General features: G+C 75.0%; 23 protein-coding genes. 10 read left to right on the top strand and 13 right to left on the bottom strand.

The window, feature by feature from the left end; all coding sequences use genetic code 11:
- Nucleotides 1-49: 49 nt before the first annotated feature.
- The gene (locus BLR12_RS11385) at nt 50-766 is read left to right on the top strand and encodes a GAP family protein (protein ID WP_091377710.1); all 717 of its coding nucleotides are present in this window, start codon (nt 50-52) and stop codon (nt 764-766) included.
- A 7-nt stretch (nt 767-773) separates the two neighbouring features.
- On the opposite strand, the gene BLR12_RS11380 is transcribed toward BLR12_RS11385, so the two are convergent.
- On the bottom strand, nt 774-1,175 hold the full coding sequence (locus BLR12_RS11380) for a thiol-disulfide oxidoreductase DCC family protein (protein ID WP_091377709.1): 402 nt from the start codon (nt 1,173-1,175) through the stop codon (nt 774-776).
- Between the two features lie 211 nt (nt 1,176-1,386).
- On the opposite strand from BLR12_RS11380, the gene BLR12_RS11375 reads away from it, so the two are divergent.
- The 3 genes from BLR12_RS11375 to BLR12_RS11365 all read left to right on the top strand — a co-directional run bounded on the left by BLR12_RS11375 (nt 1,387) and on the right by BLR12_RS11365 (nt 7,613).
- Complete coding sequence (locus BLR12_RS11375; protein ID WP_255363434.1) at nt 1,387-1,755, top strand: phage holin family protein; 369 nt, start codon at nt 1,387-1,389, stop codon at nt 1,753-1,755.
- Between the two features lie 103 nt (nt 1,756-1,858).
- Entirely contained in the window at nt 1,859-6,826 is a 4,968-nt protein-coding gene (locus tag BLR12_RS11370) for an NAD-glutamate dehydrogenase (protein ID WP_176832466.1), read from the top strand.
- Between the two features lie 118 nt (nt 6,827-6,944).
- Nucleotides 6,945-7,613 carry a maleylpyruvate isomerase family mycothiol-dependent enzyme gene (locus tag BLR12_RS11365; protein ID WP_255363433.1) on the top strand — a complete coding sequence of 223 codons (669 nt, stop codon included), beginning with the start codon at nt 6,945-6,947 and terminating at the stop codon, nt 7,611-7,613.
- A 70-nt stretch (nt 7,614-7,683) separates the two neighbouring features.
- Here BLR12_RS11365 and BLR12_RS11360 read toward each other — a convergent pair whose 3' ends face one another.
- From BLR12_RS11360 to yaaA, 3 genes are all read right to left on the bottom strand, one after another.
- On the bottom strand, nt 7,684-9,099 hold the full coding sequence (locus BLR12_RS11360; protein ID WP_091377704.1) for an amidase: 1,416 nt from the start codon (nt 9,097-9,099) through the stop codon (nt 7,684-7,686).
- A 230-nt stretch (nt 9,100-9,329) separates the two neighbouring features.
- On the bottom strand, nt 9,330-11,990 hold the full coding sequence (locus BLR12_RS11355; protein ID WP_255363432.1) for a SpoIIE family protein phosphatase: 2,661 nt from the start codon (nt 11,988-11,990) through the stop codon (nt 9,330-9,332).
- Nucleotides 11,991-12,091: 101 nt separating this feature from the next.
- Nucleotides 12,092-12,850 carry a peroxide stress protein YaaA gene (gene yaaA / locus BLR12_RS11350; protein ID WP_091377702.1) on the bottom strand — a complete coding sequence of 253 codons (759 nt, stop codon included), beginning with the start codon at nt 12,848-12,850 and terminating at the stop codon, nt 12,092-12,094.
- A gap of 217 nt (nt 12,851-13,067) precedes the next feature.
- Between yaaA and fdhA the strand changes: the two genes are divergently transcribed.
- Nucleotides 13,068-14,285, top strand: coding sequence for a formaldehyde dehydrogenase, glutathione-independent (gene fdhA / locus BLR12_RS11345; RefSeq protein WP_091377700.1), 1,218 nt, complete (start codon nt 13,068-13,070; stop codon nt 14,283-14,285).
- Nucleotides 14,286-14,365: 80 nt separating this feature from the next.
- Here the strand turns inward: fdhA and BLR12_RS11340 are convergent, their stop codons facing one another.
- The 5 genes from BLR12_RS11340 to BLR12_RS11325 form a co-directional block, all read right to left on the bottom strand.
- Nucleotides 14,366-15,475: an SPL family radical SAM protein gene (locus BLR12_RS11340; protein ID WP_091377698.1), complete on the bottom strand. Its 1,110-nt coding sequence runs from the start codon at nt 15,473-15,475 to the stop codon at nt 14,366-14,368.
- A gap of 101 nt (nt 15,476-15,576) precedes the next feature.
- Nucleotides 15,577-15,708: a hypothetical protein gene (locus tag BLR12_RS25210; RefSeq protein WP_255363431.1), complete on the bottom strand. Its 132-nt coding sequence runs from the start codon at nt 15,706-15,708 to the stop codon at nt 15,577-15,579.
- A gap of 101 nt (nt 15,709-15,809) precedes the next feature.
- The gene (locus BLR12_RS11335) at nt 15,810-15,986 is read right to left on the bottom strand and encodes an endonuclease/exonuclease/phosphatase family protein (protein ID WP_255363430.1); all 177 of its coding nucleotides are present in this window, start codon (nt 15,984-15,986) and stop codon (nt 15,810-15,812) included.
- A 293-nt stretch (nt 15,987-16,279) separates the two neighbouring features.
- Nucleotides 16,280-17,044, bottom strand: a complete 765-nt coding sequence (locus tag BLR12_RS11330; protein WP_091377697.1) for an SDR family NAD(P)-dependent oxidoreductase — start codon at nt 17,042-17,044, stop codon at nt 16,280-16,282.
- Nucleotides 17,045-17,141: 97 nt separating this feature from the next.
- Nucleotides 17,142-17,996 (bottom strand): SDR family oxidoreductase, encoded by an 855-nt coding sequence (locus tag BLR12_RS11325; RefSeq protein WP_091377695.1) that lies wholly within the window; start codon nt 17,994-17,996, stop codon nt 17,142-17,144.
- Between the two features lie 177 nt (nt 17,997-18,173).
- Between BLR12_RS11325 and BLR12_RS11320 the strand changes: the two genes are divergently transcribed.
- Both BLR12_RS11320 and BLR12_RS11315 read left to right on the top strand, forming a co-directional pair.
- The gene (locus tag BLR12_RS11320; protein WP_091378495.1) at nt 18,174-19,082 is read left to right on the top strand and encodes a helix-turn-helix transcriptional regulator; all 909 of its coding nucleotides are present in this window, start codon (nt 18,174-18,176) and stop codon (nt 19,080-19,082) included.
- A gap of 1,041 nt (nt 19,083-20,123) precedes the next feature.
- Nucleotides 20,124-21,260: a tyrosine-type recombinase/integrase gene (locus BLR12_RS11315; RefSeq protein WP_091377693.1), complete on the top strand. Its 1,137-nt coding sequence runs from the start codon at nt 20,124-20,126 to the stop codon at nt 21,258-21,260.
- On the opposite strand, the gene BLR12_RS11310 is transcribed toward BLR12_RS11315, so the two are convergent.
- Complete coding sequence (locus BLR12_RS11310) at nt 21,238-22,032, bottom strand: exodeoxyribonuclease III (RefSeq protein ID WP_091377691.1); 795 nt, start codon at nt 22,030-22,032, stop codon at nt 21,238-21,240. The two genes, BLR12_RS11315 and BLR12_RS11310, sit on opposite strands and share 23 nt — an antisense overlap.
- Nucleotides 22,033-22,239: 207 nt before the next feature.
- Between BLR12_RS11310 and BLR12_RS11305 the strand changes: the two genes are divergently transcribed.
- Both BLR12_RS11305 and BLR12_RS11300 read left to right on the top strand, forming a co-directional pair.
- Complete coding sequence (locus BLR12_RS11305) at nt 22,240-23,877, top strand: LCP family glycopolymer transferase (RefSeq protein WP_091377690.1); 1,638 nt, start codon at nt 22,240-22,242, stop codon at nt 23,875-23,877.
- Between the two features lie 139 nt (nt 23,878-24,016).
- On the top strand, nt 24,017-24,208 hold the full coding sequence (locus tag BLR12_RS11300; RefSeq protein WP_091377688.1) for a hypothetical protein: 192 nt from the start codon (nt 24,017-24,019) through the stop codon (nt 24,206-24,208).
- Nucleotides 24,209-24,291: 83 nt separating this feature from the next.
- Here BLR12_RS11300 and BLR12_RS11295 read toward each other — a convergent pair whose 3' ends face one another.
- Entirely contained in the window at nt 24,292-25,671 is a 1,380-nt protein-coding gene (locus BLR12_RS11295; RefSeq protein ID WP_091377686.1) for a hypothetical protein, read from the bottom strand.
- A gap of 1 nt (nt 25,672) precedes the next feature.
- Nucleotides 25,673-26,185, bottom strand: coding sequence for a SigE family RNA polymerase sigma factor (locus tag BLR12_RS11290; RefSeq protein WP_091377684.1), 513 nt, complete (start codon nt 26,183-26,185; stop codon nt 25,673-25,675).
- A gap of 156 nt (nt 26,186-26,341) precedes the next feature.
- Here BLR12_RS11290 and BLR12_RS11285 point away from each other — a divergent pair, with 156 nt between their 5' ends.
- Complete coding sequence (locus BLR12_RS11285; protein WP_091377682.1) at nt 26,342-26,542, top strand: hypothetical protein; 201 nt, start codon at nt 26,342-26,344, stop codon at nt 26,540-26,542.
- Nucleotides 26,543-26,579: 37 nt separating this feature from the next.
- Here BLR12_RS11285 and BLR12_RS11280 read toward each other — a convergent pair whose 3' ends face one another.
- On the bottom strand, nt 26,580-26,954 hold the full coding sequence (locus tag BLR12_RS11280; protein WP_091377681.1) for a DUF1801 domain-containing protein: 375 nt from the start codon (nt 26,952-26,954) through the stop codon (nt 26,580-26,582).

Below are 26,954 nucleotides of genomic sequence, written 5' to 3'. Positions count from 1 at the left end.
TGTGCTACCTTGCCGTTGGCAGCACAGTCGTGCTGGAAAAGGAGGTCGGGTGGACGTCGGGGTGTTCCTGCCGCTGGTCGCGCTGGCCCTGGTCGACAGCACGAGCGTCGGCACGCTGGTCCTGCCGCTGTGGCTGATGCTGGCGCCCGGCCGGGTCCGGGTCGGTCGCATCCTGACGTTCCTCGGTGCGGTGGCCGGGTGCTACCTGCTGATCGGCGTCCTGCTGCTCCTCGGCGTGGCCGAGCTCGCCGGCCCGGTCGGCGCGGCCCTGGACAGCACTGGGGGACGGGTCCTGCAGCTGGTCGTCGGCGCGGTGCTCGTCGTCCTCGGGCTGACCGTCGAGCCGTGGACGAAGGCCGGCAAGGAGCGCCGCCGGGCGGCCCGCGCGGCGAGGGGACCGGGCCGGCTGGCCCGCTGGCGCGACCGGGCGCGCGGTGACGGACCGGCCGGCGCGGTGGTCACCCTGGCCGTCGTGGCCGTCGGGATCGAGTCCGTGTCGATGGTCCCGTACCTCGCCGCGATCGCCCTGCTGGCGACGTCCGGCCTGGGCACCGTGCCCGCCGCCGGCGTCCTGGCCGGCTACTGCCTGCTGATGGTCCTGCCCGCGCTGGTCCTGCTCGCCCTGCGCGTGACGCTGCACGAGCGGCTCACCCCGGTGCTCACCCGGGTCGAGGGCTGGCTGTCCCGGGCCTCGGGCGAGACGGTCGCCTGGGTGCTGTTCCTGCTGGGGCTCTACCTGGTGGCCGACGCCTTCCCGATCGGCTGATCCCCGGTCAGGGAGCCCGGTCCTCCGCGCGCGGGGGGAGGGCGCAGGCCGCCGTCCCGCCGGGCAGCCGCATGCGGTTGGCGGCGACCACCCGGTAGACGGCGCCGGCCAGCCGGTCGACGGGCGGCAGCTGCAGCAGCCGGCCGAGCAGCGCCCACCCGGAGCCGGCGGCGCGCAGGGCGGCGGCGACCGCGCGGGCCCCGCCGACGACCTCGCCGGCGCGCGGCACCCAGAGCACCTCCTGCCGGGCACGCGCGGCGGTGGTGCCGACGGCGGCGAGGTCCACCTCCTGCCAGGGGACGACGGCGCAGCCGGCGGGCAGCACCCGCCGGGCGACGTCGGCCGAGCGCGTGCAGAAGCCGCAGTCGCCGTCGAACACCAGGGCCGGTCGCTGCACGGGCGCGGTCATGCGGCCATCCTCCCGCTGTCCCCGAGTTGATCACGGAGTTGTGGCAGGCGACACGCGACGGCGCGCCGGCACGGGCGGCGCCAACCCCATGATCACGGCGGAGGGGGGTGGGTCTCGAGGGGGATCTCGCGGCGTCTACCCGGGGCGCTAGACGGTCGTAGAACCTCCGATGCACAGGGCGCTCCCAGGCGGCGCCGCTAGCGTGGGCGCCGTGCTGCGGTTCCTGGTGAAGGTCGTCCTCATGGCCGCCGTCTTCTACGGCGTCGCCTACCTGCTGAACGGCATCGAGGTGGTCCCGAACCCGGACGGGCCGCTCGGCGAGCCCGGCACGTACCTGTGGGTCGCCCTGCTCTTCGCCCTGGTCAACGCGATCGTCGGCCCGGTCCTCCGGCTGCTGTCGCTGCCGTTCGTGCTGGTCACGCTGGGCCTGTTCCTGCTGGTGGTGAACGCCGCCCTGCTCGGCATCACCGCCGCGATCAGCGACCGGCTGCAGGTCGACGGCGTGGGCACCGCGATCGCCGGCGGGCTGCTGCTGGCCATCGGCGGCTGGGTGGCCGACCAGCTCACCGAGCGCCGCTGAGGGGACGCCGCGTCGCTGTGACGGCAGGCAGGCCCCCTGCAGGGTCCCGCCACGAGCTCGCGAGTGGTGGGGGGCGGGGGGTCCTTGCTCTAGCGTCGCCGTCATGGCCCGCACCACCGGCACGGTCCCGGCGATCCCGGTACCGGCCCCCGCGGACGACGGCACCCCCGCCGCCGCGACCGAGCTCGCCGCCCTCGAGGCGGAACGCGACGAGAAGCGCCGCCTGCTGGAGCGCGCCGCCCGGGAGGTGCTGGACCGCGGCCCCGGGTTGCCCGCCGGCTGCGGCGCCGACGACGTCCCGGCCCTGCTGCGCCGCTACTACTGGAGCGAGCCGGCCGCGGAGGTCCTCGACCAGGACCCGGCCGACCTCGCCGCCCTGGCGCTGCGCCACCTGCGGCTGGCCGAGGTGCGCCCCGAGGGGTCGGCGACCGTCGACGTCCAGGAGCTGCCGGCCGGCGACGGCGCCGCGTCCCGCACGCTCGTCCTGGTCGTCACCGACGACATGCCCTTCCTCGTCGACTCGGTCACCGCCGAGGTGGTGCGGCAGGGCTTCGGCCTGGAGCACGTCGTCCACCCGGTGCTGGTCGTCCGCCGCGACGTGGCCGGCCGGATCCGCGCGTTCTGCGACAGCGCCGAGCCCGGGGCGTGCGGCGCCGACGCGCTCGCGGAGTCCTGGATGGCCGTCGTCCTCGACGGGCCGCTGGACGAGGAGGCGACCGGCGACCTCGTCGGCGGGCTGCGCACCGTGCTGGCCGACGTCCGCGCCGTCGACGAGGACGCCTCGAGGATGCGCGCCCGCGCCCTGGAGCTGGCCGACCGGCTGGCGGGCATGCCGGTGGCCGGGGACTCCGGGCCGGCCGACCCGCCCACCGCCCCCGCCGACCCGGCCGACGACCCCGCCGAGGCCGCCGCGCTGCTGCGCTGGCTGACCGACGGCAACTTCGTCTGGCTCGGCGCCCGAGACGTCGACCTGGTCCGCTCCCGGGGCCGGACGACGGCCCGCCCGGTGGCCGGCAGCGGGCTCGGGGTGCTCCGCTCCGACACCGGCACCGCCATCGAGGGCCCCCCGGGCACCACGCTGATCGCGGTGACCAAGGCCGACGCCCGCTCGACGGTGCACCGGCGCACCTGGCTGGACCTGGTCACGGTCACCCTGCCCGGCGCGGACGGCGGGCCGCCCCGCCAGCACCGCCTGGTCGGGCTGTTCCCGTCCGCCGCCGCCGCGCACACCGTCCGCGAGGTGCCGCTGGTGCGCCGCCGGGTGGCCGAGGTGGTCGAGCGCTCCGGCGTCCCGGCCGACAGCCACACCGGCAAGGAACTGCTCGACGTCCTGGAGACCTACCCCCGCGAGGAGCTGTTCCAGGTCGGCACCGACGAGCTGCTGCCCGTCGCGCTCGCCGTGCTGCACCTGCAGGAGCGCCGGCAGACCCGGCTGTTCCTGCGCCGCGACCCCGGCGACCGGTTCTGGTCGGCGATCGTGTTCCTGCCCCGCGACCGGTACACCACCGAGGTGCGGCTGGCGGTGCAGCAGCTGCTGCTCGAGCGGCTGGGCGGCACGAGCATCGAGTACACCGCACGGGTCACCGAGTCGGTGCTGGCCCGGCTGCACTTCGTGGTCCGCCCGCCGGTGGCCCGCGGCGGGCGCCCCTCGCTGCCCGAGGTCGACGTCCCGGCCCTGCAGGACGCGCTGACCGCCGTCGTCCGCAGCTGGACCGACGAGCTCGCCGACGCCCTCAAGGCGCGCTACGGCGCGGACGCCGAGACCCGCTTCGCCCGGGTCGCCGACGCCTTCCCGGCCGTCTACCAGGAGGACTTCCCCGCCACGGCCGCCGTCGAGGACCTGGAGCGGCTCGACGGGCTGGCCGAGGGCGAGCTCGGCCTGGTGCTGCGCCGCCCGGCCGGGGCGTCGTCGTCCGAGCCGCGGCTGGCCGTGTACCGGGTGGGGCAGCGGCTGCTGCTGTCCGACGTCCTGCCGGTGCTGCAGCACCTCGGGGTCGACGTCGTCGACGAACGGCCCTACGAGATCGACCGGATCGGCGCCCCGCTGGCCTGGATCTACGACTTCGGGCTGACCGCGCCGGTCGGCGAGCTGCCGTTCGCCGGCTCGCTGCCCGAGCGGTTCACCGAGGCGCTGTCGGCGGTGTGGCGCGGCGACGCCGAGGACGACGGCCTGGGCGCGCTCGTGCTGCTGGCGGGGCTCAACTGGCGGCAGGTCACCGTCGTCCGCGCCTACGTGCAGTGGCTGCGCCAGGCCGGGCTGCCCTTCGGCCAGCGGTACGTGGAGACGACGCTGGGCGCCCACCCCGACGTCGTCGCCCGGCTGGTCGCGCTGTTCGAGACCCGGTTCCACCCCAGCCGGGACCGCGGGCGGGCGGCCCGCGCCGAGGAGCTGGTGACCTCGCTGCGGCAGGCGATCGGCGAGGTGGAGTCGCTGGACGCCGACCGGGTGCTCACCGCGATGCTCGCCGCCGTCCTCGCCACCCAGCGGACCACGTACTACGCCATGTCGCCGACCCAGCCCGCCCCGCTGGCGCTCAAGCTCCACCCGGCGCAGGTGCCCGACGTCCCCGAGCCGCGCCCGGCCCGCGAGGTGTGGGTCAGCTCGCCGCGGGTGATGGGCGTGCACCTGCGCTTCGGCGCGGTCGCCCGCGGCGGGCTGCGCTGGTCCGACCGGCACGAGGACCTGCGCACCGAGGTGCTCGGCCTGGTCAAGGCGCAGATGGTGAAGAACACCGTCATCGTGCCGACCGGCGCCAAGGGCGGGTTCGTCGTCCGCAGGCCGCCGCCGGAGAGCGCCGGCCGGGACGCGTGGACCGCCGAGGGGCAGGCCTGCTACCGGCTGTTCATCGGCGCGCTGCTGTCGCTGACCGACGACCTGGTGGACGGGAAGGTGGTCCCGCCCGAGCGGGTGGTCCGGCACGACGGCGACGACACCTACCTCGTCGTCGCCGCCGACAAGGGGACGGCGACCTTCTCCGACCTGGCCAACGCGGTCGCGCTCGAGCGCGGCTTCTGGCTCGGCGACGCCTTCGCCTCCGGCGGCTCGGTCGGCTACGACCACAAGGCCATGGGCATCACCGCCCGCGGCGCGTGGGAGTCGGTGACCCGGCACTTCCGCGAGCTCGACCTGGACGTCCAGTCGCAGGACTTCACCGTCGTCGGCGTCGGCGACATGTCCGGCGACGTGTTCGGCAACGGGATGCTGCTGTCCGAGCACATCCGGCTGGTCGCCGCCTTCGACCACCGGCACGTGTTCGTCGACCCCACGCCCGACGCCGCGACCTCCTTCGCCGAGCGGCGGCGGCTGTTCGAGCTGCCGCGCTCCTCCTGGGCCGACTACGACCCCGCGCTGGTCAGCCCCGGCGGCGGCGTGTGGCCGCGGACGGCGAAGGCCATCCCGGTCAGCGAGCCGGTGCGGGCGGCGCTGGGCCTGGCCGGCGACGTCGACACCCTCTCCCCGGTCGAGCTGATCCGCGCGGTCCTGCTCGCCCCGGTGGACCTGCTGTTCAACGGCGGCATCGGCACCTACGTCAAGGCCGCCGCCGAGAGCGCGCTCGACGTGGGCGACAAGGCCAACGACGCCGTCCGGGTCGACGGCCGCGACCTGCGGGTGCGTGTGGTGGGGGAGGGCGGCAACCTCGGCCTCACCCAGCGCGGGCGGGTCGAGTACGCGCTGAACGGCGGGCGGGTGAACACCGACGCCATCGACAACTCCGCCGGCGTCGACACCTCCGACCACGAGGTCAACATCAAGATCGCGCTGGACCGGGTGGTCGAGGCGGGCGAGCTGGACGCGGCGGGCCGCGCGGCGCTGCTGGGGGAGATGACCGAGGAGGTCGCCGCCGCCGTCCTCACCGACAACCACGCCCAGAACGCGACGCTGGCCGTCGAGACGACGTCCGCGCGCAGCCTGCTCGACGCGCACCAGCGGCTCCTGCGCGCCCTGGAGCGCTCCGGGCGGCTGACCCGCAGCGTGGAGTTCCTGCCCGACGACCGGCAGCTCATCGAGCGCCGGCGGGACGGCCAGGCGCTCACCGGCCCGGAGCTGTCGGTGCTGCTGGCCTACGCCAAGCTCGTGACGGGGGACGCCGTGCTGGCCTCCGACCTGCCCGACGACGCGGCGCTCGAGGAGCTGCTCGTCGGCTACTTCCCGGCCGAGCTGCGCCGCCGCTTCCCCGCCGCGGTCACCGGGCACCCGCTGCGCCGGGAGATCGTCGCCACCGCGCTGACCAACCGGGCGGTCAACGTCGCCGGCGTGACCGGGCTGTTCCGGCTGGCCGAGGAGACCGGGGTGCCGCTGACCGGGGTCGTGCGGGCGCACGCGGTGGCCCGGGCGGTGTTCGAGGTGGACCGCCTCTGGGACGCCGTCCGCCCGCTGGACAACCGGGTGCCGGCGACCACCCAGGTGGAGCTGCGCACCGAGGCCACCCGGCTGGCCGAGCGGGCGGCCCGCTGGCTGCTGCGGCTGCCCGAGCTGGCCGCGGAGGAGGCGGCCCCGCTCGGGGCCGTGACGGACCGGTTCGCCGCGCCGGTGGCCGCGGTGCGCGCCGGGCTGCCGTCGTGGCTGCTGGGTGCCGAGGCCGAGGCGCACGCCGAGCGGACCGCGCGGCTGCAGCGGTCCGGCGTGCCCGCGGCGCTGGCCGCCGAGGTGGCCGCGGCGCCGCTGCTGCCGGCCGCGCTGGACCTGGCCGTCGTCGCCGAGCGCACCGGCGCCCCGATCGAGCTGGCCGGGCAGGTGCACCAGGCGGTGGCCGAGCGGCTGGCGCTGGTGCCGCTGCGCGAGCTGGTCGTCGCGCTGCCCCGCGACCGCCGCTGGCCGGCGATGGCCCGCGCCTCGCTCCGCGACGACCTGACCGGCGAGCAGGCCGCGCTCACCGCCGAGGTGCTCGCCGCCCGTGCGGGGGACGACGGGGACGCCGCGGGGCTGGTGGAGCGCTGGGTGTCCGGCTGGGACGGCACGCAGCAGCGGGCGGCCGCACAGCTGGTCGACATCGCGTCCGGGGACCGCCAGGAGCTGGCCGAGCTGCTGGTCGCCGTCCGCACCCTGCGCGGCCTGCGCCGCCGCCGGTGAAGGACCCCCCTGCCCCCCACCGCTCGCGAGCTCGCGGTGGGCCCCTGCAGGGGGGCCACCTCCGTCGCACTCGCCACGTCCGGCGATGACTTCGGGGGCCGACGGCGGTCTGCACGGCGTGACGGACACGTGGCAGTTGGTGGCGGCGGAGCGGGCCGCGCTGGTGGCGGACCTGGAGCAGCTGGACGCGGACGGCTGGCGGACACCGTCGCTGTGCGCGGGGCTGAGCGTCGAGGAGGTCGTCGCCCACCTCACCGCGGGGGCGAGCTCGGGCCCGGTCCGCTGGCTGGCCGGCCTCGCCCGGTGCCGCTTCGACGTCGACCGGATGGTCGACATGCGGCTGCGCGAGCAGCTCGGCGGGACCCCGGAGGAGACGCTCCGGCTGTTCCGCGGGGTCGTGGGCAGCAGGACGGCGCCGAGCGGCCACGTCGACGGGTGGCTGGGGGAGGCGGTCGTGCACGGTGACGACGTCCGCCGTCCGCTCGGCATCTCCCACCCGTACGCGCCCGCGGCACTGGAGCGGGTGGCGCGGTTCTACGCCGGGCGCAACTTCACGGTGCCGTCGAAGCGCCGGGCGGCGGGGCTGCGACTCCAGGCCACCGACGGCCCCTTCGGGGTGGGGGAGGGGCCGCTCGTGCGGGGTCGCACCGTCGACCTGGTGCTCGCCATGGCCGGCCGGGCCGTCGCACTCGACCACCTCGACGGTCCTGGTCTGCCGCTGTTCACGGCCCGGGTGCTGACACCGTCCGGTCGAGCACCGTCTCCAGCCGTCCAGCGCCCGTGGTGAAGACGCGCAGACGCCGGTCGAGGGTCGTCTGCGGCTGTCTAGCGTGTCGGCTAGAGAGCGCCAGACGGCGTCAGAGGAGCGGCCGGCGCTCGCCGAAGCGGGTCGCCTGCTCGAACGCGTGGCCGACCTCGAGCACCCGCCGGTCGGCCCGCGGCGGGGCGATGACCTGCAGGCCCACCGGCAGCCCATCGGGCGTGAAGCCCCCGGGCACGGACAGCGCCGGGCAGCCGGTCGGGGTGATGAGCGTGCAGGAGCGCATCCAGGACAGGTAGTCCTCCAGCGGCTCGCCGGCCACCTCGGTGGGGTACTCCTGCTCCACCGGGAAGGGCAGCACCTGCGTCGTCGGCGCCAGCAGGACGTCGTAGCGGTCGAAGAACTCCACCACCCGCTGGTACAGGGCCGTGTGGGCGATCTCGGCGCGGGCCACGTCGGCGCCGCTGAGCCGCGCACCCAGGGCGGCGTTCCAGCGGATCGACTCCTTGAGCCGGTCGGGGTGCCGCTGCGCCAGCTCGCTGAAGGTCGCGTCGAACACCCAGGCCCGCAGCGTGCCGAAGACGTCGTCGGCTCCCGACAGGTCCGGGCAGTCGGCCTCCACGGTGGCGCCCAGGTCCTCGAACACCCGCACGCCGTCGGTGAGCACCGCCGTGACCGCCGGGTCGACCCGCACCCGCCCGCCCAGGTCGGGCGCCCAGGCCACCCGCAGCCCGTCGAGCCGCTCCGGCAGGGGCTCGGCGAACGGGGCGGCGGGGTCGTCGAGGGAGATCGGCACCCGCCGGTCCGGCCCGGCGATCGCCGACAGCGCCAGCGCGACGTCGGCCACGGTGCGGCCCATCGGCCCCTGCACCGACAGCGGCGACCAGCCCATCGCCGCCGGCCAGGTCGGCACCCGGCCCGGCGTGGGCCGCAGCCCGACGACGTTGCAGAACGCCGCCGGGTTGCGCAGCGAGCCGCCGAAGTCGCTGCCCTCGGCGACCGGCGCGAACCCGGCCGCCAGCGCCGCGGCCGCGCCGCCGCTCGACCCGCCGGCCGACAGGCCGTGCCGGTACGGGTTGTGGGTGACGCCGAAGAGTGGGTTGAACGTGTGCGACCCGGCCGCGAACTCCGGGACGTTGGTCTTGCCGAGCCGCACCGTGCCGGCGGCGCGCAACCGGGCGACCACCAGCTCGTCGTCCGCCGGCACGGTGTCGGCGAGCGGCGAGCCCCAGGTGGTGCGCATGCCGCCGGTGGCGTGGGTGTCCTTGTGCACCACCGGCAGCCCGTGCAGGGGGCCGACCTCCTCGCCGGCCGCCAGCGCGGCGTCCGCGGCGTCGGCTGCCGCCCGCGCGCCCTCGGCGTCCAGCGTGACGACGGCGTTGACCTGCGGGTCGAGCCGCTCGATCCGCTCCAGGCAGGCGTCGGTCAGCTCGCGCGCCGACAGCTGCCGGGTGCGGATGAGCGCGGCCAGCTCGGTCGCGGGCCGGAGGCAGAGCTCCTCGGTGACGGTCATCCGGTGACTCTGGCACGGACCGCGGGTGTTCCCCATGCCATACCGGTCCTGCAGCACGCGCTGGGCGACCGGTGTCACCGGCCTGCTGCGCCCCGCGCACTCCCGCGCTGTTCCTGTCACCTGCGCGCGCCTGTACCAGCGCCGAGGCGGCAGGAACAGCGCGAGAGTGCGTCAGCCGACGGGGCTGATCAGGGCCGACCAGGGACGTCGGCACCGGACCGCGCGGTGACTCAGCCGGCAGGTTCGGGCGGGACGACGTCCGGCACGTCCTGCGGGCCGGCCTCCGGCGGACGGGGCCGGTCCTGGCGGTGCAGCCGGACGGCGACCAGCGCGACGTCGTCCTCGGGTCGGCCGTCCACCAGCCGCTCGAGCACCTCGTCGAGCAACCGCTGCAGGGGCAGGTGGGCCACCTCGACCAGTGCCTCGCGCAGCCGCACCATCCCCGCGTCCAGGTCGGCGTCGCGCCGCTCGATCAGGCCGTCGGTGAACAGCAGCACCGTGGAACCGCGGTCGAGGGTCACCACCGACTCCTGCCGCTCGGCCTCGTGGTCGACGCCCAGCAGCAGGTCGCCCTTCCAGGCGGCCAGCTCGGCGACGCTGCCGTCGGGGTTGATGACCAGCGGCGGCAGGTGCCCGGCGTTGGCCCAGCGCATCCGGGTGATGCTGCGCCGGCGCTCGTCGTCGGTCTGCTCGAAGCGGGCGACGGCGGCGGTCGCCAGCACGCGGGTCTGCAGCACCGCCATGGAGGCGTCCAGACCCCGCAGCACCTCCACCGGCGGGGCGTCGCTGTAGGTCGCGATGCCCCGGAGCAGCCCGCGCAGCTGGCCCATCGCCGCGGCCGCCTCGGTGTCGTGGCCGACGACGTCGCCGATGACCAGCATCGTGGCCCCGCCGGGCTGCAGGAACGCGTCGTACCAGTCGCCCCCGACCCGGGCTGCCTCGACCGCGGGCAGGTAGCGGACGGCGATCTCGGCGTGGTCGGGCTCCGGCGGCTCGGTGAGCAGGCTGCGCTGCAGGCCCTCGGCCAGCTGCTGCTGCTGGGCGTAGAGCCGGGTGTTGTCCAGGGCCAGCCCGGCGCGGTCGGCGACGTCCTGCGCGGTGGCGACGTCCTCCCGCGAGAGCGCCTCGCCGGGGCCGGCGTAGAGGGTCAGCACGCCCAGCGTGCGCCCCCGGCCGCGCAGCGGGAGGCAGACCGCCGAGGCCGGCGCCAGTGCGGTCAGCAGGTCCCGCGCCTCGCCGTCGGGCAGCAGGTCGGTCACCTCGCCGACGGTCGCCCGCACCGAATCCCCGGCCAGCAGGGCCCGGGCCACCGGCGAGGTGGCCGGCATGGAGTCCAGCCGGACGGCGGCGTAGCGCTCGACCAGCGTGCGGGAGGAGGGCTCGGCGTGCCACCAGCCGACGTCGCGGGGGCGCCCCTCGGCGTCGACCACGGTGACGATGCACCACTCGCCCAGCGTCGGGACGACCAGCCGGGGCAGGCGGCCCGTGGCGGTCTGGGCGTCCAGGGTCCCGGCCAGCTCGGCGCTCACCCGCGCCAGCAGCGCGAGCCGCTGCGCCGAGCGCTCGGCGCGCTCGCGTGCCATCTTCCGCTCGGTGACCTCGATGAAGTAGACCGACAGGCCCTCGGGGGTCGGCCAGGCGCGGATCTCGTACCAGCCGTCCAGCGGGGCGGGGTAGTGCGCGTCGAAGTTGACCGGTTGCGCGGTGCGGACGGCGTTGCGGTAGTTCTCCTCGAAGTCGCTGTTCACCGTCCCCGGGAACGCCGTCCAGATGACCTGGCCGAGCAGCTCCTCGCGGCTGCGGCCCAGCAGCCGCTCGGCCTCGGCGTTGACGTGCGTGAAGCGCCACTCGTGGTCCAGCGAGTAGAAGCCGGCCGGCATGGCCTCGAGCACGCGGGTGACGCGGAGCTCGCCGGTGCGGTCCTCGGTGGTGTCGTAGGCGGAGCCGAGCACCCGGACGGTGATCCCGCTCGGGCCGCCCAGCGCGCGACCGCGGGCCTGCACCCACCGGGTCTCGCCGTCGGGGTGGACGACGCGGTACTCGGCCTCGAAGTCGCCGCACGTCTCGATGCACACCCGCAGCGCCTCGCCGACCCGCGGCAGGTCGTCGGGGTGCAGCCGCCGGTTGAACGCGGTGATCGTGCCGTCGAAGTCCTCGGCGGTGTAGCCGAACATCGACATCAGCGGCTCGTCCCACACCAGCTCGCCGGTGCGCAGGTCCCAGTCGAACGTGCCCACGCCGCCGGCGTCCATCGCCAGCCGCCAGCGCAGGTGCTGCCGCTCGTACTCGCCGGTCAGCGCGGCGTACTCCAGCTCGGTCACCACCGAGGCGGCCAGCTGGCGCAGCGTGGCGGCGTCGGTCTCGGACCACTCCCGCGGCAGCGGGTCGAAGACGCACAGCGTGCCGACGACGTGCCCCTGGCTGTCGCTCAGCGGGGCGCCGAGGTAGGCGACGACCATCCCGCCGGTGACGGTGGGCAGGTGGCCGACCCGCTCGTCGGCGCGCGCGTCGGGGATGGCGAGGACCTCGCCGCCGACCGCGGCGAGCGTGCAGGGGGACTCGGCCAGCGGGGTCTCCCGCAGGGCGCTGCCCGGGGGCAGCCCGGCGACGCCGGCGACGGACTGGACCTCGTCCAGCAGCGAGATCTGTCCCGACTGCGCCCCCAGCAGCCGGGCCGCCAGCTCGACGAGGCGGTCGACGGCGGGCGAGCCGGCCTGCGAGAGCCGGAGCCGGCGTGCGGCGCGCAGGCGAGCGGGATCGCCGCTCAGTGCTTCCGCCGCCCACTCGACGTCGGGTGCGGGCGCGACGCCACGCTGACGCGGGGATCCCTCCACCGACACCTCTCCGTTGTCGACGCCCGGCCGGGTCGCCCCGAGGCCGTCGGCAGCCACGCTGTTCGGGCCTCCGCGTCCCCGACGTTATGCCACGTCCCCTCCGTTGGGCGCAACGATCCTGACGCAGATCACCTCACCGGCAACGCAGCGTGGCGCGCTCAGCGGGCCGCCTGCGCGCCGGGGACGACGAGGGTCAGCGCCGTCCCGCCGGGGTGTTCCACGTGGAACCCGGCGCGCCGCAGCAGCGCGCGCAGCCGGACGACGTCCCTCGGCTCGCCGGTCGTCGTGGCCAGCAGCCGGGCGACGCGGCCCTTGTGCGCCTTGTTGGCGTGGCTGACCACCGCACGGGTGCCGTCCGGACGCTCGCTGAGCACCTCGAGGGTCACCGCGCCGGGCACCGGCGCGAGCGCGGCGTAGGCGGTGCTGCGCAGGTCCACCACCAGCTCGTCCACCTCCGCGAGGACCGGGCCCAGCGCCGGCCGCCACAGCGCACGCAGCGCCGGCAGCCCGGGCAGCACGGAGCCGGCCGACAGCCGGTAGGCCGGGATCGCGTCGGTCCCGCGGACCGCGCCGAACAGCGCCGACCCCACCGCCAGTCGCCGGTCGGCCCGGGCCCGCTGGGCGCGGGTCAGCGAGCGCACGTCCAGCGCGTCGTACAGGACGCCGGTGTAGCGCTCCAGGGCCGGCGCCGTCGGGGCGCCCGGCAGCGCGGCGTTGCGGGCGACCTCGCCGTCCTGGCCCGTCGAGAGGCCCAGCGCCGCCCGCGCCGCCGGGAGGTCACCGGAGAGCTCCACCAGCGCCTTGACCAGCTGCGCCCGGACGTCGGTCAGCTCGGGCCAGGACAGCGTGGCGAGGTCGAGCGGGGCGCCGTCCCCACCGGGGGCCTTGGTCTCCGACGGTGGCAGCAGTACGAGCACGGCAGGCCACGCTACGTGTGTACAGGCCGCGTGTCGGATCCTGGGGCCGCGTCCCGGAGGGCCGCACCGGGGGTGGCGCGGACCACACTCTGGACCTGCCGTCTCCGAGCCCCCGGAGGACCGTCACGGACAGCGAGGGACCGGCCGCCGGGGGGCCTGGGCGGTGGGCACTGCGGCCGGCACAGAGGCGTGCCGGCGCTGAGGAGGAGGATCGTCCGTGGCAGGCAACAAGGCAGTCATGTACATGGGGCCGGGCAAGGTCGAGGTCGCCGACCTGGACTACCCCGGGCTGGAACTCAAGGAGGGGCCGGGGGTCAACCCGGCCAACGTCGGTCGCAAGACCCCGCACGGGGTCATCCTCAAGACGGTCAGCACCAACATCTGCGGCAGCGACCAGCACATGGTCCGCGGCCGGACGACGGCGCCGGAGCGACTGGTCCTGGGGCACGAGATCACCGGGGAGATCATCGAGAAGGGCTCGGACGTCGAGTTCCTCCAGGTCGGCGACATCGTCAGCGTGCCGTTCAACATCGCGTGCGGTCGCTGTCGCAACTGCAAGGAGGGCAAGACTGGCATCTGCCTGAACGTCAACCCCGACCGTCCCGGCTCGGCCTACGGCTACGTCGACATGGGCGGCTGGACCGGCGGGCAGGCCGAGTACGTGATGGTCCCGTACGCGGACTGGAACTGCCTGAAGTTCCCCGACCGGGACCAGGCCCTGGCCAAGATCCGGGACCTGACGATGCTGTCGGACATCTTCCCGACCGGCTACCACGGCTGCGTCACCGCCGGGGTGGGCACCGGGTCGACCGTCTACATCGCCGGGGCCGGCCCGGTCGGGCTGGCCGCGGCCGCCTCCGCGCAGCTGCTCGGTGCCGCGGTCGTCATCGTCGGCGACCTCAACGCGGAGCGGCTGGCCCAGGCCAGGAGCTTCGGCTGCGAGACCGTCGACGTCTCCCAGGGCGACCCCAAGGACCAGATCGCGCAGATCCTGGGTGAGCCCGAGGTGGACTGCGGCGTCGACGCGGTCGGCTTCGAGGCCCGTGGCCACGGCAAGGACGCCGAGCGGGAGGCGCCGGCCACGGTGCTGAACTCGCTCATGGACATCACGCGGGCCGGCGGTGCGCTCGGCATCCCGGGCCTCTACGTGACCGGTGACCCGGGGGCGGCCGACGAGGCGGCCAAGTCCGGGTCGCTGTCCATCCGACTGGGCCTGGGCTGGGCGAAGTCGCACGCCTTCACCACCGGCCAGTGCCCGGTCATGCGCTACAACCGCCAGCTGATGATGGCGATCCTGCACGACCGGGTGCAGATCGCGAAGGCGGTCAACGCCGAGGTGATCCCGCTGGAGGACGCGCCGCGGGGCTACGCCGAGTTCGACCAGGGCGCGGCGAAGAAGTACGTCCTCGACCCGAACGGGATGATCCCGGCCTGAGAAAGGACCCTCCTGCCCCCCGCCACTCGCAGGCTCGCGGCGGGCCCCTGCAGGAGGGCCACCCGCGCCGAGCGGCTGCCCTAGGTCCAGTAGAGGAGGCGGGCCTGGGGCAGTCGCTCGGGCAGCGCGGCCTCGAACCAGCCGCGCAGCCCGGCCATCGTCTCTTTCGGGTACACGTGCTTGACCGACCCGAACTTCCCGCGCTTGGTGGTGCGGCGGGCCTCGTCCATCTCCAGCCTCGTCCGCGGGTACCAGTCCAACAGCGTCTCCTTGCTGCCGGGTGTGAACCGGTGGGTGATGCACTCGACGGTGAGGTCCGCGCCGGCCGGGAGCGCGGCGGCCACCGCGTCGAGCAGGTCGCCGTACTCCTCCCGCCAGCCCTCGAGCGGCATGATCGGCGCGATCGTGAGCCCGACCGGGTAGCCGGCCGCGGCGACGGCGGCCAGCGCCGCGACCCGGCCGGCCACCGGGGACGTCGCGCCCTCGAAGCGCCGCGCCACCGACGCGGCGTTGACCGAGAAGCGCAGCCGGGTGCGCCCGCCGTGGGGCAGGTCGAGCAGGCCCGCGACGTCGTCGAACTTGGTGGTGGCCCGCAGCTGCACCGGCCCGGGCCAGTCGTGGGTGCCGAAGTGGGTGACCGCCGCGGCCAGGCCGCCGGTGAGGTGCTCGATCGCCAGCGGGTCGGTGTAGCAGGAGGCCTCGAACGTCGTCCCCTCGCCGCCGCGCTCGACGGTGCCGGAGGTGACGCTCCCGCGGCCGACGTACCCGTCGAGGTCGCCGAGCACCTCGTCCAGGTCGGCGAACACGCGCGTGACCGGCGGGCCGGACAGCGAGCCGGCGAGGTAGCAGTACTGGCAGTGCGCGGGGCAGCCCTCGGCCAGGTCGAACCGCCAGTCGGCGGACGGTGCGATCGGCTGCAGCGTGCGCTTGGACCGCGGCGGGACGACGACGGCGAGGGTGTCCTTGGCCCGCATGAACGCCGCGCGGTCGCCGTCCCCGCGCAGGTTGGGCAGCCGGTCGCCGGCCAGCAGCTCGACGTCGGACACCCCGGCGGCCTCGAGCCGGGCGAGGACGCGCTGCCCGTGCGGCCGCTCGGCGGCCGAGCGGGTGACCAGGACGCGGGACGGCGTCCAGAGGCGGGTGGGCGAGGGAGCGCTGAGCCGGGTGGGCGGGGGAGCGGTGGCGGTCATCGCCCCGTACAACACCGCGCCGGGCCGGCCTCGTCCCGGGTCCCGGCCTGAGCTCGCACAGGCTGGGGAGGACGAGGTCCTCTCCGGGTTCGGCCAGCCGCTCAGCTTCCCGGGGCGCCCGGGCGGAAGGCGTGGACCGCGGCCAGCCGCAGCTCGGTGACCGCCTCGTGCACCGGCACGCGGGCGGCGACCGCCGGGGTGGGGTCGTACCCGTCGAGCACCTCGGGCGGCACCGCGACGTCGGCCGCACCCCACGCCGCGGCGAGACCCCTCCAGCGGCGCAGCCCTCCGGCCTCGTCGTCCGCGGGGTCGGTGAGAGGTCCCTCGTGGACGCTCAGCCGGTCAGGTCCACCACCACCGGCGCGTGGTCGCTCGCGCCCTTGCCCTTGCGCTCCTCCCGGTCGATGCGCGCGCCGGACACCCGAGCGGCCAGCGCGGGGGAGCCGAGCACGAAGTCGATCCGCATGCCCTCGCGGCGGGGGAAGCGCAGCTGCGTGTAGTCCCAGAACACCTGACCGGGGTCAGCCGACCAGCAGACTTCCTGTCGATTCGGCCTCTGACCTGCAACAACAAGGTTCGGCCAACTTCACTCGTCTACGACCAATCCAGCGGTCCTGTGCCCCAGATGTGCCCCTGGTGTGCCCTGAGCGTCGGTTCAGCAGCTCTTGGGGACGCGCCGGGAGCGGGTTTGGCCCGGTGGCGAGACTTCGGGACCCGGGGGTTGCGACGTCCCGGCCGTCGGCGGCCGTGCGGTCGTCGCTGCCCGCGACCTGTCCCTGCGCCGCGGCACGGCAACCTTCGACCTCAGGCCTGCTCGGTGGGCATGATCCACAGCTCGCCTATGGCGGCGTGCCGCGGTCGGGTGACCATGTACGTGACGCCGTCGGCGACGTCATCGGGAGTCAGGACCTCGACGCCGGTGAAGAACGGGCTGATCATCTCGGACTGGACCTGCTCGCTGTTGTGCGAGCCGAGTTCGGTGGTCACAGCGCCGGGTTCAAGGACGCTGACACGGACGTGGCGCTTGGTGATCTCCTGGCGGAGCGCCTCGGTGAACCCGCTCACCCCGAACTTCGTCAGGTTGTAGACGCCGTAACCGCTCCCGGCGGTCCGGCCGGCGACCGAGCTGATGTTGACGATGTCGGCGACCCGGCGGGGGCCGCCCTGCGCTGCCTGCAGCAGGTGCGGCAGGGCGGCGTGGGTGGTGTAGAGCAGGCCCTGGTTGTTGACGGCGATCATCCGGTCCCACTCGTCGGGGTCCGTGCCGACGACCGGGCCGAGCAGCATGAGGCCGGCGTTGTTCACCAGGATGTCCAGCCGGCCGAGATGGGCGACCGTCTGTGCGACGGCGGCCTCGGCTTCGGTGCGGTCGGTGATGTCGGCGACCACCACCAGCGCGGTGCCGCCGGTCTTGTGGATGTCGGCGGCGAGGTCCTCGAGGCGGTCCTCGCGGCGGGCCACGAGCGCGACGGCGGCGCCGTGCTCGGCCAGCTGTCGAGCGGTAGCGGCGCCGATGCCGCTGCTCGCGCCGGTGACGAGGGCGACGGTGCCGGTCAGTGTCGAGGTCATGGTGCGCGTGTCTCCTTGAGCGTCGGGCGCGGGGGCCTTGCGACCCGGGTGCGTTCGCCCGTCGGGCGAACGCACCCGTGAGTCGTTCTGCGCGAGGTCAGGCGTCGGTGCTGGCGTCGTCGTGGGCCAGCGAGCTGGACAGGTCGCGGTGGGCATCGGCTTGGGCGAGCAGCTGCTGGGCCTTCGCCTCGAAGGCGGCGACGGCGTCGGCGCCGGCGGCCCAGCGCAGTGGCGGGGTGTCGGAGTCGGTGAGCTGGATCAGGGCGCGGGCGAGCTTGACGGGGTCGCCGCCCTGCTGGCCGTTCATGCCCTTCCAACCGGTGACGGTCTGCCGGGTGCGCTCGGCGTAGTCGTCGATGGTGGGCTCGGGGTAGCGGGTGGAGTCCTCGGTGAGCAGCTCGGTGCGGAAGAAGCCGGGGTTGACGAGCATCGTGCGGATGCCGAAGGGCGCGATCTCCGGCGTGAGCGACTCGTTCCAGCCCTCGAGGGCGAACTTGGATGCGGCGTAGGCGGAGGTGAACTCGCCGCCGGTGATGCCGGCGGTGGAGCTGAAGGTCACCACCAGGCCGGAGCGCTGGGCGCGCATGGCCGGCAGCACGGCGCGGGTGACGTTCAGCGGGCCGAACAGGTTGGTCTCGATCTGGGCGCGGAAGTCCTCGGGGCTGAGCTCCTCGAAGAAGCCGGCGTAGAAGTTGCCGGCGTTGTTGACCAGCACGTCGATGCGGCCGAACCGCTGCACGGCGGCGTCGATGGCGGCTTGAACGCTGGCGGGGTCGGTGACGTCCAGGGCGACGGCCAGCAGGTTCTCGTGCGCGCCGAGGGCGGCGGTGATCCGGTCGGGGTTGCGGCCGGTGGCCACGACCGCGTGGCCGGCGTCCAGGGCCGCGCGGGCGATGTCGGTGCCCATGCCGCGGCCGGCGCCGGTGACGAGCCAAATCCTCTTGTCGGTCATCTGAGTGCAGTCCTTCGGGTCTCGGGGGGGTGGGCGAGGTGGCGACCGCGGTGCGGGCGGCTGTTCGAACTCGCTGAACCGAGCAAACGCCGGTCGGCGGCGGCGTGGCAGAGCCTGCTGAGAGGGGGTACTGGCAGGGACCCCCACACCGGTTCCGGCAGACCTACCGTGGTCGCCGTGGACACCCGCAAGGACCTGCGCGAGTTCCTGGCCACCCGCCGCGCCCGGATCACTCCGCAGCAGGCCGGCCTGCCGACCTACGGCGGGCACCGGCGAGTACCCGGGCTGCGCCGCGAGGAGGTGGCACTGCTCGCCGGCGTGAGCGTCGAGTACTACACCCGGCTCGAGCGCGGCAACGCCAATGGAGTCTCCGACAGCGTCCTGGAGGCACTCGTCCGTGTCCTGCAGCTCGACGACGCCGAGCGCGCGCACCTCTACGACCTCACCCGCGGGGCGACGACGGCGGCCCGCGGCCGACGCCGTCCGGCCCGGTCCGCCGTCCGCCCGGGTGTGCAGCAGTTGCTCGACGCGATGACCGACGTCCCGGCGTTCGTACAGAACGGCCGACTCGACGTGCCGGCCGCCAACCCGCTCGCCCGCGCCCTGTACGCCGATCTGTTCGACGGCGCCGGACCCAGCGCCGCCGGCCGCCCGCCGAACCTCGCCCGCTACATCTTCCTGGACCCGCGGGCCGTCGATTTCTTCCCCGACTGGAACAAGGCCGCCTCCGACGCGGTGACCCAGCTCCGTGCCGAGGTTGGCCGCAGCCCCGACGACCGGGAGCTACGGGAACTCATCGGGGAGATCACCACCCGCAGTCAGCACTTCAGCACCCTGTGGGCCACCCACGACGTGCGCTGGCACACCACCGGCACCAAGCGCTACCACCATCCGGTCGTCGGGGACCTCACGCTGGCCTACGAGGCCATGACCCTGGCCGCCGACCCGGGCCAGACGCTGATCACCTTCACCGCTGAGCCCAACTCACCCTCGCAACAGGCACTGGCGCTTCTCGGGAGCTGGGCCGCCTCATCCACCGCGCAAGCCACCGCGCACGATCGGACGAACGAGCACCACCTGGCCTGACCAGACCTCGACCCGCGACGAGGCGACTCAATCAGAGACCCGTGCTCTTCCCGGGCATGAGGCGCTGGAGAGCCTCGACAGCTGCGTGCGAAGTCGGGGTACGGCCATGCCCGACTGCTCACCAGAGCCATCGCTGCCCTTGAGGGCTCGGCGCTGTCCCGTCGGCCGCCTCTAGAGACACCCACCGCCGAAGGCAGAGGTCGGGCGACCACTTGCCATTGAGAGCTCAACGCCTGGCGATCTGACACAGGAGAAGGCCAAGATCAAGAGGGCTACACCTCTTGCACCTGCGGTGACCTGCGGGTTTGCGCTCGGGACGCGGGCGCCTGGGACGCCTGTCGCAGACGCGACGCTGAACTCGTTGTGACGAGCAGCCGGCGGCTCGTCAGAACTCTCGACTGCCGGCACGGCGCACCGGAGCAGACGCGCGCGACGACATCCGTCGCTCCGCCGCCCAGGTCGTCAAGCGACGCGTCGTGGCGGCGCCCCTTGCCCCTACGCGCCGCCGCAGGCCGCATCTGCTGCAAGAGCCCGCCCACCAGCTCGACGACGGCCGCAAGTGCGGCCGCGCCCCTCGTCCCGCTCGCCGCGGCGCTGACTGCAATCTCCGACGCCTACCGCCGTGGGTCCAACGTCCTGGCCGAACCCACAGTCCGCGCCGACGGCGGGCCTCGGACGTCCGCTGCATAGGCGGCGCACAGCATTGCCGGACCTCAGTCAGGACCACCGGCCTTCCCGGCCCTGTCACGTCGCCACTGGAGAAGCCGGACTGGAGGAAGACCGGAGCATTCGGTAGGTCTTGACGACCGTTGACTCCCCTGTGCTGGCGAGGGGCTCACGGTACGACGGCCAGTGCATGTCGAGTGTCTGCGGAGTTGTCCACAGGGCGAGCGTCATCCCCAGATTCCGCTAAGCCGGTCGTCTCGAGGGTTCTCTACCGCAATCTAGGGGGTCCGGGCGGGGCCCTGTGGTGCCGCTGATCGTGCTGATCGGCCTGGCGTTCGGAGGGACGCGCAGCCGTGACGGACCAGCGGAGGAGTCATGGCCAGCGTCGAGAAGCGTGTCACCGACGGCCGCACGACCTACCAAGCCCGCTGGCGGGACGAGCGAGGCCGGCAGCGCAAGAAGTCGTTCGCGAAGAAGGCAGACGCCGACCGGCACGCGGCCACGGTCGAAGCAGATAAGGCGCGCGGTACGTACATCGAGCCCTCGAAGGTCACCGTGGCCGAGTACGCCCGGGAGTGGGCGGCTGCCCGCCCGCACCGTCCGACCACCGCGCGGCGGACCGAGATGATGATCCGGCTGCACATCGAGGGCACCCGGCTCGGTCGCCGGCGGCTCGCCGACGTGCGTTCGTCGGAGGTGCAGGCCTGGGCGACTGACCGCTCGACCGTGCTGGCTCCGACCACCGTGCGGCAGGCTCTCGGGCTGCTGCGGAGCGTGTACGCCGCAGCCGTCCTGGACAGGCTCGTCGCGTCGTCCCCGGTGGTCCGCATCCGTCTGCCCCGGTACGAACGGCCGCGCGTCGTGCCGCTCACGGTCGACCAGGTCGCGGCGCTCGCCGAGGCGATGCCGGCGCGGTATCGCGCCATGGTCCTCGCCCAGGCCGGGCTCGGGCTCCGCATCGGGGAGCTCCTGGCCCTGCGGGTGCAGGACATCGACTTCCTGCGCCGCACCGTGCGCGTCGAGTGGCAGTTCACCCAGGCGTCGAACGGGCAGCGCACCGAGCCGAAGACTCCCCGCTCACGACGGTCCGTCCCGCTGCCCGGAGTGGTCGCCGACGCGCTGGCGGCGCACCTGGCCGCGTACGAGCCGGCGGCGGACGGCACGGTGTTCACCACCGGGGCCGGCACGCCGCCGGGGCACGTCTACTACGGGCACAACCTCATCCGCCGGGCCGTCACCCGCGCCGGGCTGCCGCCCGGAACAACTAGCCACGACCTGAGGCACCACTACGCCAGCGTCCTGCTGGCGGGCGGCGAGTCTGTTGTGGCCGTGGCCGAGCGGCTGGGGCACGAGGACGCGTCCCTCGTCCTGAGCACCTACGGGCACCTGATGCCGGACTCCGACGACCGGACACGGACGGCGGTGGACACGGCGTGGAACCGAGCCGAATCCTGTGCCCCGGATGTGCCCCGACCCGGGGACCGGCCCGCTAGTCGGCCAGCTCGACGATGACCGGCGCGTGGTCGCTGGCGCCCTTGCCCTTCCGTTCTTGCCGATCTATCAGGGCGTTTGTCACCCGCCGCTCGAACGCCGGCGAGCCGAGCACGAAGTCGATCCGCATGCCCTCGCGACGCGGGAAGCGCAGCTGCGTGTAGTCCCAGTAGGTGTAGACGCCCGGGCCCGGGGTGTGCGGCCGGACGACGTCGGCGTACCCGGTGTCGACGATGGCGCGGAACGCGGCGCGCTCGGGTTCGGAGACGTGCGTGGAGTGCGCGAAGACCCGGACGTCCCACACGTCGTCGTCCTGCGGGGCGATGTTCCAGTCGCCGACCAGGGCGACCTGCGCGCCGGCGTCCTGCGCCAGCCAGCCGCTCGCCGCCGTGCGCAGCGCCTCGAGCCAGTGCAGCTTGTAGTCGTAGTGCGGGTCGGTCAGCGTGCGGCCGTTGGGCACGTAGAGGCTCCACACCCGGACCCCGCCGCAGGTGGCGCCCAGGGCGCGCGCCTCGACGGCCGGCTGGGGGGTGCCGAAGGCGGGCTGACCGGGGAAGCCGACCTCGACGTCCGCCAGGCCGACGCGGGACAGCAGCGCCACCCCGTTCCACTGCGAGTGGCCGACGTGGGCGACCTGGTAGCCCAGGTCGGTGAAGCGGGACCCGGGGAACTGGTCGTCACGGCACTTCGTCTCCTGCAGGGCCAGGACGTCGACGTCGGAGCGCTGCAGCCAGGCGGCCACCCGGTCGGCTCGGGTGCGGATCGAGTTGACGTTCCAGGTGGCGAGACGCACGGACACCGACCTTACGGAGTGCGTCCGGGCACGGCGTGCTGCTCCCAGGCCCTGCGGAGCGTGAGCCCGCCGACCCTCCGCGTACACGGACGGGTGTCGGCGCAGGTCGGGCCGGCCGGAACGGCGGCCCACCCGCCCAGCGGGTGGGAGCATGGCGGGAGACGGGGGCGCCGGGTCCCGGTCGTCGAGGGACCACGGGGAGGGTACGTGACCGAGCGCGACTGGGACGCGACGCGCCGCATCGGCTCGTCGCGGCCGCTGCCGCCGCCCCCGGGCGCACCCCCGCCTCCGGGAGCCCCTCCGCCCACGGGCGTGCCGCCGTCCCGGTCGGGCGCGCGCGGCCGGTCGTTCCCCGCAGCGCTCGGGCTGACCGTGCTCAACGCCGTCCTCCCGGGGACGGCGTTCCTCGCGGCCGGCCGGCGGACGCTCGGTGTGCTGACCCTCGGCGCGGTCCTGCTCCTCGTCGGGGGCGCGGCCTGGCTGGCCACCGCGGGGCAGCGCACCGCGGCGCAGCTCCTGGTCGACCCGACCGCGCTGATGTGGGTCTTCGGCGGGATCGTCGTCCTGGGCCTGCTGTGGGTGGCCGTGGTCGTGGTCGGCTACCGCCTGCTGCTGCCACCGCGCACCCCGCGCGGGCGCACGCTGCTCGGCGCGGTCGTCGTCGCCGCGCTGGTCCTCGGCATCGCCTACCCGGTGGTGATGGCCGGCCAGGTCGCGCTCGCCCAGCGCGGGCTCCTCGACGGCCTGTTCGCCGACGGTGACTCGGCGACGGTCGACGACGGCGTGGACCCCTTCGGCGACCAGGAGCGGGTCAACGTGCTCCTGCTCGGCGGGGACGGCGGCGAGGGCCGCGAGGGCGTCCGCACCGACACCGTCATCGTGGCCAGCATCGACACCGACACCGGCGACACCGTGCTGTTCAGCCTGCCGCGCAACCTGCAGGACCTGCCCTTCCCGGCCGGCAGCCCGCTGGCCGAGGTCTACCCCGACGGCTTCGAGGGCGCCAACGAGTCCGACAGCCTGCTCAACGCCGTCTACCGCACCGGGCCGGCCTGGTACCCCGACATCCTCGGCCCGACCGACGACCCGGGGGCGGACTTCCTCAAGCTGGGCGTCGGCGAGGCGCTCGGCCTGGACATCCACTACTTCGTGCTGGTCAACCTCGACGGGTTCAGCCGGCTGGTCGACGCCCTCGGCGGCATCACCGTCAACGTCAACTACTGGGTGCCGATCAACGGCATCGTCGGGGAGGAGCTGCCCGACGACTACATCGCTCCCGGGCCGGACCAGCGCATGGACGGTGTGCGGGCACTGGACTTCGCCCGCGGCCGGTACGGCCTGAGCGACTACCAGCGGATGGACCGGCAGCGGTGCGTGATCGACGCGATCGTGGATGCCGCCGACCCGGTGACCCTGCTGCAGCGCTACCAGGAGCTGGTGGCCACCACGCAGGACATCGTCAGCACCGACATCCCCCGGTCGGCCCTCGACGACTTCGTCGACCTGGCCTTCCTGGTCAAGGACGCCGAGGTCCGCAGCGTCGTGTTCGACGACACCGTCATCGACCCGGCCTACCCCGACTACGACCGCATCCGCGCCATCGTCGACGAGGCGATCAGCGCGGCGCCGACCGAGGGCACGCCGGGGACGACGGCGGACGCCCCGGCGGCGGACGACGCGCCCGCCGACGACGCGCCCGCCGCGCCCGCGCCCTCGACGCCCGCCCCGCCCGCGGAGGACGGTCAGGCGCCCCCGGCGGCGGACGTGACCGACGCCTGCGCCTACGACCCCGTCGCGGCGGAAGAGGCGCGGGCCGCCGGGGAGCCGCCGAGCAAGGCCGGCTGAGAGGCGTTCCCCGACCGCCGCTCCTGCGGCTCGTCGAGGACGGTGGCCGCGACGGGTCCGCGAGGGCTCCGGACGCGTCGCCCACGGCGGTACGACAGGCAAGCGACCGCTTGCCGATCCACAGCCTAGGGTCGTCGGCGTGACCTCACCCCGGGACGGCCGCGAGCGTCTCCTCGCCATCCTCGTGGCCGGCGTGGCCGTCGTCCTGCTGGTGTCCTCGGTGACCTGGTTCGCCAGCGACCGGGCCGTCGTGGGGGTCGCCCAGCTGTTCCTCGCCGTGGTCCTCGCGGGCGTGGCGGCGTCCCTGTACCGGCGCGCGCAGCGCCGCTGACCGCCGGACCCGCGGCGCATTCCGGCGCCACCGGGCCTCCGCGGCGAGCTGGCGCATCGCGACCACCGACGCCGGCTCCGGACTCATCCGTCCACCGACGTGACCGGCGCCTCGCCGACCAGGGCCCCGGCGGCGTCGAGGACGCGGATGCGCTCGGGGGCCGGCGGCGGCAGCGCCCCGCTGCCCGCGCCGTCGACCAGCGGGACCGTGGTGAGCAGGGTGCCGTCGGCCAGGTACACCTCGGCGACCGCGCCGGCCGCGGGCGCGCTGACCGTGAGCGTCCGGTCGCCCGCGACGGCCACGATGCGTTCCAGCAGGGCCGTCCCGGCGGGTGCGGCCTGCCCGACCGACAGCATCGTGCTGGTCGCGTCCTCCGCGGGCCCGGCGGTGCTCAGGGTGGTCAGCAGGGCCGTGATCGTGGCCCCCGAGGGCAGGGTCGCCCCGACGAGCACCGTCGTCGTGCCCTCGACGGACCCGGCGGCCAGTAGCGTCGGCGTGGCTCCGGCGGCGCCGGTCCCGTAGTGGCCGAGCATGGTCGTCGCGGCCATCTGCACCAGGTCCGCGGGGACGGCGTCCCGCAGGCCGCGGGGGTCGGCCACGGCGACCTCCGGCGGCGACGACGGCACCGGGTCGGCGTACCACGCCATGGCGGGGTTGCCGGTCCGTCCGCCCCACGTGTACTCGAGCACCACCGGACCGGGGAACCCCGCACCGGTCCCCCGGGCCACGTCGACCGCACCGGCGCCGTCCACCAGCGGGACGGGCTCCCACAGCTCGCGCTCCTCGCCGGCGGCCGACACCTCCCGGCCGGCCAGGTAGCGGGCCTCGGTGCCGGGCAGGCCGACGAGCAGCAGCACCACCCGCTCGCCCGACGTGGCGTCCCACAGCACGGCCGGCTCGCTCCTCGGGAAGCGGGACGGCGCGGTGGCCAGGGTCATCTCGGCCGGCCGGGCCTCCTCGGGCCCCGTGTACCAGGCGCCCACCACCCCGGTGTCCCCCTCGGGGGCGACGACGAGGGCTGCCCGGCCGCCGGGGACGTCGCCGGCGAAGGCCACGCGGCGGTCCTCGACCGCGGGGTCGGGCAGCCCGAGCCCGGCCGGCCGCTCCACGACGTCGGCCGGGACCCAGCTCAGGGCCCGGACGCCGGTCAGCCACTCCCCGTCGGCCGCGAGCGAGCCACGGGTCGGGGCGTCGAGCAGTGTCGGCAGCGGGTCCAGCCGGGGCCGCTCCGCCGGGGTCGCCGTCCGGCCGCCGCCGTCGGCCACGAGCGTCGAGGCGACCACCGGGACGCCGACGAGCACCAGGGCGGCGACGAGGCCGGCGGCTGCGACGGCGGCCCGGGTGCGCCGCTGGCGGCGCGCCCGGTGCCGCACCACGTCGGCCAGGTCGTGCGGCGCGGGCGCCACGTCGTCCGCGGTGGCCTGCAGCCCCCGGCGGAGGCGGTCCTCGAGGTCGGTGGACACGTCAGCACTCCTCGATCAGCGTGGCGGGGGCGGCATCCCCGAGCAGGGGGCGCAGGCGGGCGAGGCCGCGGACGGTCTGGCTCCTCACGGTGTGCACCGAGCAGCCGAGGGCCGCGGCGGTGTCGGCCTCGCTGAGGTCCTCGGCGTAACGCAGCACCAGGACGGCGCGCATCCGCGGCGGGAGGGTGGCCAGCGCGTCGGCGACCCGCTCGCGCTCGGCGACGTCGTCCGTGGCGTCCGGGCCCGCGGCGTCGAGGAGCGGCAGGGCGACGATCTCCTGCGAGCTGCGCAGCCGGCGCCAGCTGGCCGCGCTGGTGACCAGGATCCGGCGCACGTAGGGGTAGGGGTCCGCGCCGTCGATGCGCGACCAGCGCCGGTAGGCCTTCACCAGCGCCGTCTGCAGCAGGTCCTCGGCGTGGCCGCGGTCGCGGGTGAGCAGCACCGCGGTGCGCAGCAGCTCGTCGGACCGTGCGGCGACGAACGCCTCGAACGTCGTCTCGTCTCGCGTCCCCACCCGCCACCCCCTGCGTCGTCACCCCTATGACGCCAGGGGACCGCGGGCACCAACGCCGTCGTGACCGGATCGTGATCGACGGAGACCACGTTGCGAACCGACGTGACCCGCATCACGCTGGGGCGGATCTGTCGACGGACCGAGCGGAGGCCGGGCGTGAAGCTGGACAAGCAGGAGCTGCTGCGGATGCTGCACACGGAGGGCGACAACGACACGGCCGACAAGGTGGCCGCTCAGCTGCCCGACGAGATCGACACCGACCGGGACGGCGACACGCTCGACGCGATCGGGCTGGACCGCACCCAGCTCATGGCCAAGCTCGCCGCCGGCGGGTTCGGCGGCACGCTCGCCCCCTGACGCCGTCCCGGCGGCTCGGCGGCTCGGCGCAGGCCGCTCAGCGGGCGCGCAGTGCGGTCCCCAGTTCGACGGCGTGGTCGAGGAACGTGCCCACGACCTCGTCGTCGACCTGCTCCGGGGCCGTGAGCTCGAGCGCGCGGACCTGCCGCCCGGTGCCCGACAGCCGCCGCTCCGGGTCGGGCAGCCGGGCACCGTGCTCGAACACCAGCTGCACGCGGTCCGCGGTCGGGAAGAGCGCGCAGACGAAGCCGGCCACCGGGTCGCGGTAGTTGATCGAGTGCCAGCCGCGGCGCACCCGCTCCTCGAGCTGCGGGTGGGCGTCGAGCAGCACCTCGCGCAGCCGCTGGGCGGTGGCGGTGACCGTCTCCGGGTGCTCGCTCAGCAGGTCCTCGGCGTCGTCGTCCCTGGGCAC

This window comes from Geodermatophilus sp. DSM 45219, assembly GCF_900104025.1.
Taxonomy (GTDB): Bacteria; Actinomycetota; Actinomycetes; order Mycobacteriales; family Geodermatophilaceae; genus Geodermatophilus.
Note: the sequence above shows the minus strand (reverse complement) of the source record. Positions and strands in the feature narration are given on the sequence as shown.

Bases quoted from the DNA above. Each gene is read 5' to 3' on its own strand.
- BLR12_RS11370 (WP_176832466.1), top strand. From the start codon at position 1,859: ATGGCCCGCACCACCGGCACGGTCCCGGCGATCCCGGTACCGGCCCCC.
- BLR12_RS11380 (WP_091377709.1), bottom strand. From the start codon at position 1,175: ATGACCGCGCCCGTGCAGCGACCGGCCCTGGTGTTCGACGGCGACTGC.
- BLR12_RS11340 (WP_091377698.1), bottom strand. From the start codon at position 15,475: ATGACCGCCACCGCTCCCCCGCCCACCCGGCTCAGCGCTCCCTCGCCC.
- BLR12_RS11360 (WP_091377704.1), bottom strand. From the start codon at position 9,099: ATGACCGTCACCGAGGAGCTCTGCCTCCGGCCCGCGACCGAGCTGGCC.
- BLR12_RS11315 (WP_091377693.1), top strand. From the start codon at position 20,124: ATGGCCAGCGTCGAGAAGCGTGTCACCGACGGCCGCACGACCTACCAA.
- BLR12_RS11325 (WP_091377695.1), bottom strand. From the start codon at position 17,996: ATGACCGACAAGAGGATTTGGCTCGTCACCGGCGCCGGCCGCGGCATG.
- BLR12_RS11330 (WP_091377697.1), bottom strand. From the start codon at position 17,044: ATGACCTCGACACTGACCGGCACCGTCGCCCTCGTCACCGGCGCGAGC.